The sequence below is a fragment of the Phytobacter diazotrophicus genome, from assembly GCF_052061655.1.
Classification (GTDB): Bacteria; Pseudomonadota; Gammaproteobacteria; order Enterobacterales; family Enterobacteriaceae; genus Phytobacter; species Phytobacter diazotrophicus.
Genome location: NZ_CM125428.1, coordinates 3,583,179 through 3,596,116, shown reverse-complemented (window position 1 = coordinate 3,596,116; position 12,938 = coordinate 3,583,179). Strand labels below are relative to the sequence as shown.

19 protein-coding genes are annotated in these 12,938 nt (G+C 50.6%); all 19 read left to right on the top strand.

The window, feature by feature from the left end; all coding sequences use genetic code 11:
- Nucleotides 1-41 precede the first annotated feature (41 nt).
- The gene (locus ACS0RQ_RS17550) at nt 42-308 is read left to right on the top strand and encodes a hypothetical protein (RefSeq protein WP_271851873.1); all 267 of its coding nucleotides are present in this window, start codon (nt 42-44) and stop codon (nt 306-308) included.
- Nucleotides 309-675: 367 nt separating this feature from the next.
- Nucleotides 676-1,107 carry a DUF1367 family protein gene (locus ACS0RQ_RS17545; protein WP_271851869.1) on the top strand — a complete coding sequence of 144 codons (432 nt, stop codon included), beginning with the start codon at nt 676-678 and terminating at the stop codon, nt 1,105-1,107.
- A complete protein-coding gene (locus ACS0RQ_RS17540) occupies nt 1,104-1,286 on the top strand; it encodes a nuclease domain-containing protein (RefSeq protein ID WP_271851870.1) in 183 nt (60 codons plus the stop codon). Before ACS0RQ_RS17545 ends, ACS0RQ_RS17540 begins: the two co-directional genes overlap by 4 nt.
- Nucleotides 1,283-2,098: an antitermination protein gene (locus tag ACS0RQ_RS17535; protein ID WP_271851871.1), complete on the top strand. Its 816-nt coding sequence runs from the start codon at nt 1,283-1,285 to the stop codon at nt 2,096-2,098. The genes ACS0RQ_RS17540 and ACS0RQ_RS17535 overlap by 4 nt, the downstream gene beginning before the upstream one ends.
- Nucleotides 2,099-2,638: 540 nt before the next feature.
- The gene (gene tnpA, locus ACS0RQ_RS17530) at nt 2,639-3,097 is read left to right on the top strand and encodes an IS200/IS605 family transposase (protein ID WP_038918153.1); all 459 of its coding nucleotides are present in this window, start codon (nt 2,639-2,641) and stop codon (nt 3,095-3,097) included.
- 220 nt (nt 3,098-3,317) lie between these two features.
- Nucleotides 3,318-3,617: a phage holin family protein gene (locus ACS0RQ_RS17525; RefSeq protein ID WP_143348910.1), complete on the top strand. Its 300-nt coding sequence runs from the start codon at nt 3,318-3,320 to the stop codon at nt 3,615-3,617.
- On the top strand, nt 3,614-4,243 hold the full coding sequence (locus tag ACS0RQ_RS17520; protein ID WP_271851784.1) for a glycoside hydrolase family 19 protein: 630 nt from the start codon (nt 3,614-3,616) through the stop codon (nt 4,241-4,243). The genes ACS0RQ_RS17525 and ACS0RQ_RS17520 overlap by 4 nt, the downstream gene beginning before the upstream one ends.
- On the top strand, nt 4,240-4,455 hold the full coding sequence (locus ACS0RQ_RS17515; protein ID WP_271851786.1) for a DUF7940 domain-containing protein: 216 nt from the start codon (nt 4,240-4,242) through the stop codon (nt 4,453-4,455). The genes ACS0RQ_RS17520 and ACS0RQ_RS17515 overlap by 4 nt, the downstream gene beginning before the upstream one ends.
- Entirely contained in the window at nt 4,455-4,715 is a 261-nt protein-coding gene (locus ACS0RQ_RS17510; protein WP_271851822.1) for a hypothetical protein, read from the top strand. Before ACS0RQ_RS17515 ends, ACS0RQ_RS17510 begins: the two co-directional genes overlap by 1 nt.
- Nucleotides 4,716-4,910: 195 nt before the next feature.
- Entirely contained in the window at nt 4,911-5,765 is an 855-nt protein-coding gene (locus ACS0RQ_RS17505) for a cell envelope biogenesis protein OmpA (protein WP_271851787.1), read from the top strand.
- Between the two features lie 485 nt (nt 5,766-6,250).
- Nucleotides 6,251-6,799: a phage neck terminator protein gene (locus tag ACS0RQ_RS17500; protein WP_271851788.1), complete on the top strand. Its 549-nt coding sequence runs from the start codon at nt 6,251-6,253 to the stop codon at nt 6,797-6,799.
- 3 nt (nt 6,800-6,802) lie between these two features.
- Complete coding sequence (locus ACS0RQ_RS17495; protein WP_271851790.1) at nt 6,803-7,948, top strand: DUF3383 family protein; 1,146 nt, start codon at nt 6,803-6,805, stop codon at nt 7,946-7,948.
- 9 nt (nt 7,949-7,957) lie between these two features.
- Complete coding sequence (locus ACS0RQ_RS17490) at nt 7,958-8,398, top strand: DUF3277 family protein (protein WP_271851791.1); 441 nt, start codon at nt 7,958-7,960, stop codon at nt 8,396-8,398.
- Nucleotides 8,399-8,401: 3 nt separating this feature from the next.
- Entirely contained in the window at nt 8,402-8,842 is a 441-nt protein-coding gene (locus tag ACS0RQ_RS17485) for a phage tail assembly chaperone (protein ID WP_271851792.1), read from the top strand.
- Between the two features lie 11 nt (nt 8,843-8,853).
- A complete protein-coding gene (locus ACS0RQ_RS17480; protein ID WP_039078618.1) occupies nt 8,854-9,027 on the top strand; it encodes a DUF6889 family protein in 174 nt (57 codons plus the stop codon).
- Nucleotides 9,024-10,925 (top strand): lytic transglycosylase domain-containing protein, encoded by a 1,902-nt coding sequence (locus ACS0RQ_RS17475; protein ID WP_271851794.1) that lies wholly within the window; start codon nt 9,024-9,026, stop codon nt 10,923-10,925. Before ACS0RQ_RS17480 ends, ACS0RQ_RS17475 begins: the two co-directional genes overlap by 4 nt.
- Complete coding sequence (locus tag ACS0RQ_RS17470; protein WP_271851795.1) at nt 10,925-11,533, top strand: phage baseplate protein; 609 nt, start codon at nt 10,925-10,927, stop codon at nt 11,531-11,533. Before ACS0RQ_RS17475 ends, ACS0RQ_RS17470 begins: the two co-directional genes overlap by 1 nt.
- A complete protein-coding gene (locus tag ACS0RQ_RS17465; RefSeq protein WP_039078621.1) occupies nt 11,533-11,838 on the top strand; it encodes a phage baseplate plug family protein in 306 nt (101 codons plus the stop codon). Before ACS0RQ_RS17470 ends, ACS0RQ_RS17465 begins: the two co-directional genes overlap by 1 nt.
- Nucleotides 11,839-11,840: 2 nt before the next feature.
- On the top strand, nt 11,841-12,869 hold the full coding sequence (locus tag ACS0RQ_RS17460; RefSeq protein WP_271851796.1) for a hypothetical protein: 1,029 nt from the start codon (nt 11,841-11,843) through the stop codon (nt 12,867-12,869).
- Nucleotides 12,870-12,938 lie beyond the last annotated feature (69 nt).

Below are 12,938 nucleotides of genomic sequence, written 5' to 3'. Positions count from 1 at the left end.
CCGCGCCTGACCAGCGCTATTGACCAAACCGAGGAAAGACCATGACCGCTATTATCTATGTTGATCGCACCAAATACGCCGACGACGGTTGCGACTGGACCCATGTCATTGTGTGGCATATGAAGGCCGGTGCACGCGCCCGCAGCCGCTCTGTGTTGGTTCCGGCACCGCTGCCGTTTACTGCGCCACAGGTTACAACCACTCTGCCTGTGGTGTGTTCTGCTAAAGAAATCGCAGCCTGTTGTCATAACCTGTCAGAAAACCATGATAAAACCACCATCACAGCCGGTTTGTTAACCTTTTGGTAATAAAAGGAAATTTTGTAAATTTTCCAGAAATAGTGATCCTAAGTATTTGCACTACGGATGATTGGAGAGTATAAATACTGTTATTATATACAGTACTCTGAGGTGACACGTGATTGAAATTGAGGAGGTAACAGAGCAACTCCCAGCGGATGGACGTGTCCTTATAACGTGTAAAAACGGTGTTATCTGCAGCGTGCGCCAGGTGCACGAAAATGAACATGTGACATCACTTAATGCTCTGATTGAAATAGCAAAAATGGCTGGTTATACGATCACTAAAAACGGGTGCGTTAAGGTATAAAATGTGGGCTGGCCTGAACATCCAGTAACCACTTACTGAACAATTGCTGCGTTAACGGGGGAACCGATGGCGCAGTATAGTTTTATCAAATCTACTGGCGGGGTATTAATTCCCGCTACACCCGACACACAGGCCTTTATCAACTCAAAGGTCAAACCGGGTGCTGTTTTATATGCTGATTTCAGGCAAGCGCGTAATCCGGCGTTTCACCGGAAATTCTTTGCGCTTCTTAATCTGGGCTTTGATTACTGGCAGCCTGGCGGCGGTGCAATTTTTTCGGCCGATAAAACGCTGATTCGAGGTTATGTACAGCTCGTCGCACACCATGCCGGGCATGAGAAAACCCTTCTGCAATTAGCAGAGCGATATCTTCGCGAACAAGCCGGGATACGCGCCAGAAATAGCAGTCTGGTGAAATCCTTCGACGCGTTTCAGGCATTTCCCACACCGCAGGCCGCTGAAAACGCTGCCGCTCAGTTGCTGGATTACGCCGCATGAAAAAAGTCGATCTCACTAAACACATGTGCGGGCGCGCACTCATCGTCCGCATTCCTGGTCTCTGTAAATTCAATCCCAGTACCGGCGCTCCGGCGCATTATCGCATCGCAGAAACCTTCGGCACGCCGAGGGGATTTTTCGCACTCAGCAAATCTGGAGAGAAGGGGTTTTTAAAATGAAACTGGAATCATCACTCAAACATTTTAGCCCTCAGGGTATGCAGATTAGCGACAGCATAAAAGGGACTTCTCCGGATCGTCTTACTGGTACTGATGTTAAAGCTGCCATGGGTACCACCAGCACACGGGCACGCTTTGGACTTGCCGCTTTTTTGGGTAAAGCTGGCGTTAGCAAATCTGATGAGCAACTGGCGGTGCAGATGCTGGTACGGCACGCAATGGAGAATGCACCGAAGAATGTCCGAAAGGCGGCTGGCGGGCAATTCAGTCATTGTATGTTGTTGCTGGCTCAATTCGCTTTCGCGGATTACTCACGTTCGGCGGCAACTGACGCAACCTGCTCCAGTTGCAACGGTACCGGAAAGACGACCAGGACGCAGGTTACACGCAAAGTCTCTTATCCGTGGGGAAAGGCGCCTTACTGGGCCAGCCGATCCCGCGCGGTTCATCCGTCCGACTGGGAAAAATGGACAGAGGTAACGGAGATTTTTCCGATCAAATGCGAAGCCTGCGAGGGCAAAGGCCTACTAAGCGCCCGATGTCGCTGTGGCGGTAAAGGCGAGATACTTGACCGTAAGGCGACGAAAGAAAAGGGGGCTCCCGTATTCAAGACATGCAAGCGTTGCAATGGCCATGGATTTTCGACCGTCTCTTCTGCAACGGTCCATCGTGCCATCCTGACGTATTTACCAGACCTCCATCAGTCGTCATGGTCACGCAACTGGAAGCCTTTCTTTGAAAGGCTAGTGGATACGCTTCATAAAGAAGAGAAACATGCTGCGTCAGAATTCGAGAAGGTGACCTCATATTGATGCGCCCGGATAAATGACGATAACTTTTTGCATGACACTGTTGACTTTGCATAAACGTGTCCTGTATGATTCAAATCATGGGTATTAACGCCCGTAAGAAATAAGTTATAAAGCCCTGCCTTCTGGCGGGGTTTGTTTTTTTTGTGCATTGTTGTTTTTGTGAACTGTTGTTTTTGTGCATTGAATACCGTTGTTCAACGTCGGGTTACAAACCCTGAACTGGCCTGAATGATTGATGCGCGACCGCAGGATGTAATGCGTATTCTGCACTTACACCATTCAACAACAATCGCCACCCTCCAAAACGCGCTGGTGGCTCTCGGGCAAACCCTTGAGCTGAGCGCAGCGTAAAAATATTAACGTAAAAAAAGGCTCGCTTCGGCGGGCCTTTTTCATTGTCTATAGAAAACCCCCAGCTAGGCTGGGGGTTCCGGAAAGCTTTCAGCTTTAAGCCAGTTATTAAAACCCCTTTTGATTTGTTAAAACAGCTTGCGGTCTGGCAACTGCAAAAGTTCAACAAGAAATCAAAAGGGGGTCCCGATGGGGGACGAAAAGAGCTTAGCGCACACCCGATGGAACTGTAAATATCACATAGTTTTTGCGCCGAAATACCGAAGACAGGCGTTCTACGGAGAGAAACGTCTGGCGATAGGCAGCATTTTAAGAAAGCTGTGTGAGTGGAAAAACGTACGGATCCTGGAAGCTGAATGCTGTGCAGATCATATCCATATGCTTGTGGAAATCCCGCCCAAAATGAGCGTATCCGGCTTTATGGGATATCTGAAAGGGAAAAGCAGTCTGATGCTTTATGAGCAGTTTGGAGATCTGAAATTCAAATACAGGAACAGGGAGTTCTGGTGTCGGGGATACTACGTGGATACGGTAGGGAAGAACACAGCGAAGATACAGGAATACATAAAGCACCAGCTTGAAGAGGATAAAATGGGTGAGCAGTTGTCGATCCCTTATCCGGGCAGCCCGTTTACGGGCCGTAAGTAAGGAAGTTTGATGCAAATGTCAGATCGTATGCGCCTGTTAGGGCGCGGCTGGTAACAGAGCCTTACAGGCGCATCTGAAAAACCTCCGGCTATGCCGGAGGATATTTATTTCTGGCCTCGGGAATCGCACACAACCTTCACTTTTTACGAAAGAGCCCGAAGGCCAGATCTCTCTCATATAGCACCCCGACTCAATCGGAGGTGAATCTATGGCTAAGTGTATGCACGATAAAGAGGGTATTGCCGGGGTTACCTGGATTGTTCTGCTGGTCATTGCCGGCTGGGGCGGCCTGGTTCGCTATCTGATCGATATCAGACAAAACAAAGCAGCATGGAGTTGGGTAAACGCGTTAGCTCAAATGGTCGTCTCAGGTTTCACCGGTGTCATTGGTGGGTTAATTAGCATTGAAAGTGGCCTGAGTATTTACATGATTTTGGCTACTGCCGGAATTAGCGGCTCGATGGGATCGGTCGCACTGACGTATTTCTGGGAGCGGTTTACCGGAGTAAAAGTTCAATGAATCTCAATCAGTTCCAAAAGGCGGTCCCCATTGACGCCGGTTCAGCTTCGCGCTGGCTCCAGCCACTTAACGACGCGATGGCCGAGTTTGGCATTACCAGCACAATCGACCAGGCGATGTTTATTGCCCAGGCCGGACATGAAAGCACCAGCTTTAGCGCGCTGGTGGAAAATTTTAACTACAGCGTTTCAGGTCTTGCGGGTTTTGTCCGTGCGGGACGTATCACCCCGCAGCAGGCTCAGGCGCTCGGACGCAAACCTGATGAGAAAGTTTTACCCGTTGAGCGTCAGCGCGCGATTGCCAACCTGGTTTACAGCAAGCGTTTTGGTAACACCGCTTCCGGTGATGGCTGGAAATATCGGGGACGTGGACTGATTGGCATTACCTTCCTGAACAATTACCGGCGCTGTGGCATCGCGTTGAAAATCGACCTTGTTACCTCTCCTGAACAACTGGAACAGGAGGTAAACGCCGCGCGATCCGCCGCGTGGTTTTACGTCACTCACGGCTGCCTGAAATATCCCGGCGATGTGGGCCTGGTCACGCAAATTATTAACGGCGGCCAGAATGGTATCGGTGACCGCCTTGACCGTTACAACCGCGCAATACGCGCATTGGGGGAATGATGGTTATCGAAAACTGGAAACAAAGCTGGAAGTTATTCAGCGTTCAGGCTCTTGCTGTCGCCGGGGCAATCCCTGTTGTCTGGTCACAATTACCCGATGACGTCAAAGCAATGATCCCTGCGAGCTGGATGGGGGCAATCACTGCGGTTGTGGCGGTGTGCGGCATCGTTGGTCGCCTGGTGAAACAGCCTGCAGCTTCGGACCCGAAGTGATGGGCGCCCTGGAAGCCATTATCGGCGGCATTATCACTCTGGCCCTTCTTCTGTTTGGTGCACACCGTGTCGGAAAGAGTCAGGGTAAGGCAGAGGCAAAGGCCAACGTGCAAGAGCAGACCGCTGCCGCTGTTATCGCCGCCACTAAACGCCGGGTTGAAGTCATCAAAGAGGCCAGCGATGTACAGCAGACTGTTAACCATATGCCTGATGACGATGTTGATCGGGAGCTGCGCGACAACTGGACCCGCAAAGGTTGACGTTATCGACACTGCCTGCGACTGGGTAAAGCCAGTCTACCTGACTTTAGAAGACATCCGGGTAATGGTCCCGAACACAAAGAAAGACATCCTGATTCATAACAATTCCTGGCGTAGCAACTGCGCCGCAGAATCACACTCACGCCTCACTAAATGAGGTCACTTCCCAGTACCTTCTTAATGTAAGGAAATTTAATGAAAAAATGTATTTTTGCACTCGCCTGCCTTTTGTCTTTGTCTGCCCACGCTGAAAAATACCTGACTTATGCTGACTCCCCCGGTACTGCAGTGGGATTTGCTACTCAGGTTGTTTCGTATAATCCGGGGTCCGGTGCGTCGGGTAACTCGGCGCTGCCGAAAAGTGCGTTTGGTGCACCCGACGGTACTCTGGTCTCTTTAGGTAAATCAGGCAATATCGTTTTGCAGTTTGGGCCGAATGCGCTTAAAGCTGACGGCACCTCAGCTGCCGATCTGTATGTTTATGAAGGTGGCTGGTGGGAGTCCTTTGATGTCTATATTTCAACGGATAATGTCACGTACAAAAAACTGACCGCCACAACATCAGCGAAAGCCTCTGGCGGTACAGGCTCATGGCTGGGTTTCAATATTGATAGCCAGGTTGATCCTCTCCTTTCTTACCCGTACGTGAAAATTGTAGATACCAGTAACAGTTCTTCCGCTGTTACCGGAACTGACGGGGCGGATATTGACGGCGTTATGATTACCAGCGCAGTATCCCCGGTCGGCAATTACGTCATGTATGACACGGATGCTGCAGACGGGTCGGTCTACAACCTTTATCAGGATGCAGATACCGGCGCAGTGGGCGTAAAGGTTATCGCGGCGAACAATACGGTTTCTTATATCCCGTTCTCCAGCGATGACACTCTTGAGCCGATCGCGTTGTCCGTACAGTCAGATCTGAATGGCGACGCTATGAAAGACATTGACGTACTGGTTAAACGTAAAGCGGATAATGCTCAACTGAATATTACCCGAGCGCGTGACGGCTCGCTTATTGGCGTTGTTGATAATTCAGTGGCTAAATAAAAAATTGCATATTGCTGATATAGTCCAATCGTTAATTTTTTTGCAGGCGTAGATATTATCGGCGATAAACCACATAAACGATTGTCGGGATTTTTAACCGATAATAATTTCAGGTTTCGGGCACGGCTCAATGATTTGAAAATAGAAGCTTGAAAGGCCGAAAGTTAATTCTATTAATTTCTTAAAATGATGTGAAAATATATAGAGGTGCGGGCGACATGCAGAGTAAGCCAATTGCGGGAATATACAATGCCAACTGTCTGCAACCTTAAAATCATCTCTTGATATAGCGTCTCGTAATTGCGGGGATTTTTATTGTGCGTCGCATATGCATTCCGAAGAAAGACTTATCCGTGGTGAGCCCTGCCGAGTTGTTAACTCCTGGCGGGTTTGCCACCGACAGATTCAGATGCGGGATGAGGACAACTTTGCAGCCCATTCGCCGCAAGATACCCCTTTATATCCTTTTACCGGAGGTGCCTTGATTGAGTAATGACACTACAGAACCGGGGTACCTGACGCCCGTCGGCAAGGAGCCGGAGTATGACCAGGAACTGGAGCGGCAAATCAGCCGCTGGATCTGCGGCGTCACCGGGCTGGATGCCTCCCTGGTATCCCCGCGTTGGACCGACCCACAACCATCCATCCCGAATGACGGTGCAACATGCGCATTGTTCGGAATAACCACTCTGCCCGGTGACACCATGCCAGCACTCGTACAGGTTACTGACGAACAGAGCGAGCAATGGACCTGGGAACTGATAACGGTGCAGGCCAGTTTCTATGGCCCACAAGGTTCTGCTATGGCGTCGCGTTTTCACGATGGCCTCTACATCGAACAGAACAACATCACGTTGCGGAGTGCCGCCGGGCTTTCGCTGGTGGAGGCAGGAATAATTTCTAACCTTCCCGAATTAATTAACAACCAGTGGGTGCGCCGATACGACATCAATGTGACGTTACAACGCAAAAACACCCGCAGTTTTAACATCAAAACTATCCAGTCCACACCTACATTATTTTACGGAGAGTAAGTTATGGCACAGGGTTTACCTGTATCAAACGTCGTTAACGTCGACGTGATTATGTCGCCTAAGGCGGCCACGGGTCGAAATTTTGGTACGCTGCTGATCCTCGGCACATCGACTGTTATTCCGGTATCGGAGCGTATTCGTCAATATTCCAGCATAGAGGAGATTGGGAAAGATTTCGGTACTGACGCGCCAGAGTATGCCGCCGCGACTGTATTTTTTGGGCAATCACCGAAACCGACTCAAGTGCTGATTGGCCGCTGGGCTAAAACAATCGGCACGGGCGAAACGGGGAATATTGAAACGTTGCTTACGGCGGTGAATGCCTGTCTGCAGTACACCACCTGGTACGGGCTGGCCATTGCTGACAGTGCCGAGCTGGTGGATGCGGATGTGATTTCCGTTGCTGCTGCGATTGAGGCGTCCAGTCTGAGCCGCATTCTGGCTGTGACCACCAGTGACGTTAAAACCCTGACTGCGGGCGACACAACCAATCTCGGCTACAAATTGAAAGCGGCAGGCTATGCGCGCACCTTCTGGCAATACAGCTCGTCCAGCAAGTACGCGGCGATTTCTGCGTTTGGCCGTGCGTTTACGGTAAATTTCACGGGCAGCAACACCACCATCACCCTGAAATTCAAACAGGAGCCGGGCATTACGTATGAAACGCTGACGATGGGCCAGGCGGCCGCCATCGATGCTATCAACGGTAACGTTTTTGTTTACTACCAGAACGACACAGCCATCCTGCAACAGGGCGTGATGGCTAATGGCGACTTCTTCGACGAACGCCATGGCCTCGACTGGCTGCAGAACTACGTACAGACCAACCTCTTTAACCTGCTTTATACCAGCACAACCAAAATTCCTCAGACCGACGCAGGCGTTACCCGGCTGCTGGCAAACGTAGAGCAGTCTATGGATCAGTCGGTAACTAACGGGCTGGTGGCGGCTGGTGTGTGGAACGGTGGCCCTATTGGGCAACTGGCATCCGGCGACACGCTGACTAAGGGATACTACGTCTACGCGCAATCTGTTGCTGAACAGGCGCAGGCAGACCGTGAAGCCCGTAAATCGCCACTGATTCAGGTGGCCTGCAAGCTGGCTGGCGCAGTTCATTACGCCGATGTACAGATTAACGTTGTTCGATAAGGAAAAAAAATGGCTACTTATTCTTTTATGGACGTCACGGCGACCCTGGCAGGTCCGACGGGTGAAATTGATCTTGGCTACGGCTCAGCAAATGGCGAATCGGGCATTACCATCACACTCGCAGATGTCAAAAACACCATGACTATTGGTGCTGATGGTGAGGTGATGCATTCATTGCACGCCGGAAAAAACGGCACGATCACCGTCAGCTTGCTGAAAACGTCCCCGGTAAACAAGAAATTGAGCCTGGCCTATAACGCACAATCAATGTCATCTTCTCTCTGGGGGAATAACGTGATTCTGGTGCGTAACAATGTATCCGGGGATACCACTGTCGCCCGTAGTGTGGCATTTAGCAAACAGCCCGATCACGTTAACGCAAAAGATGCTTCGCTCGTCGCCTGGACGTTTGACTGCGGCAAGATCGATCAAGTGTTGGGGGAGTTTTAATCGATGGAATTTACGATCAATAGCGTGGATTACCGCGCCACTAAACTGAGTGTTTTTGACCAGTTGAAAGTCTGCCGGAAATTATTGCCGGTGCTGTCGAGCATCGTTCCTGACCTGTCAGCACTGCATAAAACCGCCACAGTTACTGGTGAAAGTGAAAAAACGGGACAGAACATTAGTACCATTCTACCGAAAATTGCTGATGTGGTGGCAGGGATGCCCGAAGAGGACGTTAACGCGATTCTGTTCCCGTGTCTGTCGGTCGTGACTCGTAAAGCGGTCACCGGAAACTGGACGCCTGTGTTCAGTCACGGTGAATTGATGTTCAAGGATATTGATCTGCTTACCATGCTGAATATCGCTGGCCGGGTGGCAGCCGATAACCTGGGAAATTTTTTGCCCGTCCCCCCTATGAGCGAGACAGCGGTCCAACAGCCAGCCTGACACTCAATACCCTGCCGGATGACGAAGACTATTTACGCCGTCCGGTACAGGCGGGTTTTATCCCCTATACCGCATTGAAAGATGGCTCCATTGATCTGGCGGATATCGCACGCATGAACGACTGGATAGATATCAAAGCGGATAACGATGCGCGTATCGCGCGCTGGGAGAGAGAACAGGAATGAATGCTGAAACCATAAAATCATTTTTGCACTCCCTCGGATTCGATGTTGATGGCGCGGGTGCCGCTAAATTTGAAGCCGCGATTTTGGGCGCAACCGAAGCCGTTATCGCACTGGGCATGGCCGTCGAGGCGGCGGCACTGTCTGTTGTGGGATTTACGACTAAAGTCGCGTCGGGGCTGGACGATCTGTCTTTGGCACCACAGCGCAGCGATGAGGCCGTGGCGGATATCCAGGCGCTCGGGTACGCAGCATCCCAAACAGGGAAGAGTGTTGCTGATGTGCGAAGTTCTCTGGAAGGGCTTGCCCGGTTCCTGCGCAGTAATTCTGGCGGTGAGGGGAGCCTGAACCGTCTGAACGTGGATACTCACGACGCTAACGGACAGGCTCGCAGTATGGAGGCGGTATTCTCCAGGCTGGATCAGAAACTCAGCACTATGCCGTCTTATCTCGCGAACCAGTACGCGCTAATGCCTGGCATTGATGAAAACACACTGGTGGCGATGCGTCGCAGCCTGGATGATTTCAATGCGCTGTATTCCCAAATGACGAAGGCTATCGGCAACAAGGCCGATACCGCGACCGTCAGCAGTAACCGCTTTATGACCTCGCTTCCTGTGTTCGGTCAGGTAGCAGGTATGGCAGACGATAAAATGGGTATCAGCCTGTCAGACGAGCAGGTCGGAAGCATTGATCACCTCTGTAAACAGATCCTGGATGACTTCTCGAAAATCGAAGAGGCAGAGACTGGTGTTATCAAAGGGACTCTCTGGCTGGGCGATTTCGGCGACCTGTTTGATAAGATCACGAAACTGAGCGGCGCAATTGTCGGTGCCAGTAAGGCCTTCTTTGAATTCCTGAACATCGACACCTCGACGTTTCCCGGTAAATGGCTTTTTGACCCGATAAGTGAATCCATTCAGAGCACTATCAAATACGTTAGTGCGTTGGTGGATGTGCTTAAAAAACGGGTTAAGGATGATTTCTCCGGTTCGTGGGGGCTGGTGAAAGACGCGGCGAAAGTCCTTTCTGACAGCCCTGTTGTAAAAGGGGGGACAAAGGTGGCCGTTGGACTGGCTGGCAGCGTCGCTGATGTCGCGCACGGGTCGCTGCCAGAGTGGATGGAGAGTAAGCCGTTACAGTCTATATCTGAAACAGAGCCAGGGCTGCAAGCTCAGTCCGTCAGAAATCCGCAGTTGAACATGCTGAACAAGGCGCAAACCGATTTACGCCAGGAGGCAGCGAAAGGCCGTCAGGAAAGCAACATGTCTGTCTCCGTCGCCAATACCTGGTTTGGGCGTATTTCGTCAAGTGTTCAGAAATCCAGTAAAGCGTTGATGCCGCTGCCGTCTAAAGAAGGGGATGCATTGCAAGGCTGGTTGCGCCCAGCGCTGGCGAATCTGGAGCGACTGTACAACCTCTCCGCGGGATTATTACAGAGTACGGTTGTGACGGAATCCGGGGGAGACCCGTTCCCAGGGGGAAAAGCGGGCGCGCACGTGCTGTTTCAGTTGATGCCGGGTACGGCGAAAGGTCTGGATCCGAAAGGCAGCGATGCTTTCGAACCAATGAAATCTGCCGAAACTGCCGTGCGTTACCTTAGTCAGCTATTGCGAGATAACGGTGGCGGATTGAGCAAGACTCTGGCGTCCTATAACCGGGGCATGGGTAACGTTGAGAAATACGGTATGGGCCTTTTACCGAAGGAGACGCGCGATTATATCCCCCAGTTGCAGAGCAATATGTTGCAGGGCAAGTTTGTCTCCGGTCCGCAAATTCAGCAGCAAAACACATACAACATCTACGGTGGAAACGCCCATGATATTGGCCGGGAAGTCGAGCAAAGGCAGATAAGTGTGAATTCACGTGTGTTACGAAGAAACCAGACAGGGGCGGGCTAATGGATATTCTATCAACGCTGTTTCACTTGCAGTCACGGAATATAGGGATACTCGTTCCGTCGGTCGTGGTGAGTGAAAAGCACACCGACAAACTGGAGATAACGGAGCACCCTGTCGAAACGGGCGCGGCGATTTCCGACCATGCCTATAAAAGCCCGTCGGAAGTTATCATGGATGTCGGCTTCGCGGGAGGGGGGGCGCTACTGGATTTCAAGAATGAACTGGCAGGTCCTCCTCTGCTTGGTATGAGTCCGAGAGAAACCTACCAGCAATTACTCGATTTGCAATCCAGTAGAACGCCGTTGGATGTAGTGACCGGGAAGCGTATATATAAAAATATGCTCCTGCGCAGTATTGAGGTAAATACCGATCAAAAAACTGAAAACGTGCTTTCTGCCTTATTGACGTTACGTGAGGTGATTATCACCAGCACGTTGGTAACACAGGTGGCTGATAAGTCCAATATGGCCCAGGGAGCTAACACGTCAGCGGTTCAGAACGCCGGGGTAAAGACAGCCACGCCGGCAAATAAAACCATTCTAAAATCGAAGGGTATTTTAGGTGGTCATAAGGGAGCCTCCAGCGGCAATATTCTGGGGAGAAAGTGATGGTATCAATCAACGAAATTCCGCTATCAGCAGATAATCAGCAGTTTTCCATCGCTATTGCCGGGGCCAGCTACAAAATGGCTGTGTCCTGGCGTGATCCTGTCTGGTGCCTTGACCTATTTCGCGACGATTCCACGCCGCTGGCGCTGGCGCTGCCTTTGGTGTCGGGGGCGGATTTGTTGGCGCAGCATATTTATCTTAACCTGGGATTTGCGCTGGTGGTCGGTACCGATATTGTCGGGCAAGAAAACCCGACAAAAACCGATCTGGGTATCACCAGTCATCTCTATGTTGTCACGGAGTAACCATGTCAAAGAACTGGATGCGTCATTTCGAGTTACTGTTGACGGACAGCAAAGGCCAATTGACAGACTTTGGGAAATTCAAAGTCCATTTCGATATCAGCTGGGTTAAAAGCAGTACGAATACCGCTGTCGGCACATTCAAAATCTATAACCTGGCGCCAGAAACTGTGAAAAAGATTTGCGAGAAGGAATTTACCCGCATTCAAGTCATCGCAGGTTATGACGGCATGGTCGCACAGGTGGTTGATGCCAGTCAGGTTGGGATTGCGAGAACGGTTAACGGCCAGTCCGACGGTCGCAACTACGGGCAGATATTCAGTGGTGAAATTCGTTATACCATTGAGGGTAAAGATGAAGATAAATCGGTGGACAGTTATGTCCTCATCCAGGCCGCTGATACCGACCAGGCATTTTCCACCACAGTGACCTCACAGACTTTAGCCGCCGGTTACCGTACCACTGATTTTGATACATTGCTGATGAAAGACTTCCAGTTGAATGGCGCGGAAGTTGGGCGTACACCAACCATGCCGGATACCGTTTTCCCGCGCGGGAGAGTCCTGTTCGGGATGACGAGACATCTGATGGATAATGTTGCGGCGCAATGTGAAGCGACATGGATGTTTGTGAATGGCAAGCGTGAGATGGTTGCCAAAAACGAGGTGGTACACGACGCCATAGTGCTGAACAGCGAGACGGGGTTAATCGGCATGCCTCAACAGACGTTTGGCAATGGCGTTAACGTCACGTGTCTCATAAACCCGAATATCCACGTCAATGGATTGATCGAGTTGAACCAGAAAAATGCTTTCATTAAACGCAAACAACTCAGTAATGAGGATCTCGGAAAGGATGGAAGTCACATTACTACAGAAACCAGGAACGGTAATATCACTGTTTCTGGTACAACTGAAAAACCTGCAAGTATTGCAACAGATGGTGTTTATGTCGTTCAGGGTATTACCTATTCTGGTGATACAAGAGGCAAGGAATGGTATATGGTTTTGACGTGTGTAGCGCGAGGGGCGTAGGCGCGGAGAATACCTGATTCTCTAAAAGGGGGCATTAAAAGCGTCAATATTTTGTATTGCTGCTTTTAT

Bases quoted from the DNA above. Each gene is read 5' to 3' on its own strand.
- ACS0RQ_RS17510 (WP_271851822.1), top strand. From the start codon at position 4,455: ATGGGCGCCCTGGAAGCCATTATCGGCGGCATTATCACTCTGGCCCTT.
- ACS0RQ_RS17470 (WP_271851795.1), top strand. From the start codon at position 10,925: ATGGATATTCTATCAACGCTGTTTCACTTGCAGTCACGGAATATAGGG.
- ACS0RQ_RS17460 (WP_271851796.1), top strand. From the start codon at position 11,841: ATGTCAAAGAACTGGATGCGTCATTTCGAGTTACTGTTGACGGACAGC.
- ACS0RQ_RS17505 (WP_271851787.1), top strand. From the start codon at position 4,911: ATGAAAAAATGTATTTTTGCACTCGCCTGCCTTTTGTCTTTGTCTGCC.
- ACS0RQ_RS17475 (WP_271851794.1), top strand. From the start codon at position 9,024: ATGAATGCTGAAACCATAAAATCATTTTTGCACTCCCTCGGATTCGAT.
- ACS0RQ_RS17515 (WP_271851786.1), top strand. From the start codon at position 4,240: ATGATGGTTATCGAAAACTGGAAACAAAGCTGGAAGTTATTCAGCGTT.
- ACS0RQ_RS17545 (WP_271851869.1), top strand. From the start codon at position 676: ATGGCGCAGTATAGTTTTATCAAATCTACTGGCGGGGTATTAATTCCC.
- ACS0RQ_RS17495 (WP_271851790.1), top strand. From the start codon at position 6,803: ATGGCACAGGGTTTACCTGTATCAAACGTCGTTAACGTCGACGTGATT.
- ACS0RQ_RS17520 (WP_271851784.1), top strand. From the start codon at position 3,614: ATGAATCTCAATCAGTTCCAAAAGGCGGTCCCCATTGACGCCGGTTCA.
- ACS0RQ_RS17540 (WP_271851870.1), top strand. From the start codon at position 1,104: ATGAAAAAAGTCGATCTCACTAAACACATGTGCGGGCGCGCACTCATC.
- ACS0RQ_RS17485 (WP_271851792.1), top strand. From the start codon at position 8,402: ATGGAATTTACGATCAATAGCGTGGATTACCGCGCCACTAAACTGAGT.
- ACS0RQ_RS17490 (WP_271851791.1), top strand. From the start codon at position 7,958: ATGGCTACTTATTCTTTTATGGACGTCACGGCGACCCTGGCAGGTCCG.
- tnpA (WP_038918153.1), top strand. From the start codon at position 2,639: ATGGGGGACGAAAAGAGCTTAGCGCACACCCGATGGAACTGTAAATAT.
- ACS0RQ_RS17550 (WP_271851873.1), top strand. From the start codon at position 42: ATGACCGCTATTATCTATGTTGATCGCACCAAATACGCCGACGACGGT.
- ACS0RQ_RS17535 (WP_271851871.1), top strand. From the start codon at position 1,283: ATGAAACTGGAATCATCACTCAAACATTTTAGCCCTCAGGGTATGCAG.
- ACS0RQ_RS17465 (WP_039078621.1), top strand. From the start codon at position 11,533: ATGGTATCAATCAACGAAATTCCGCTATCAGCAGATAATCAGCAGTTT.
- ACS0RQ_RS17525 (WP_143348910.1), top strand. From the start codon at position 3,318: ATGCACGATAAAGAGGGTATTGCCGGGGTTACCTGGATTGTTCTGCTG.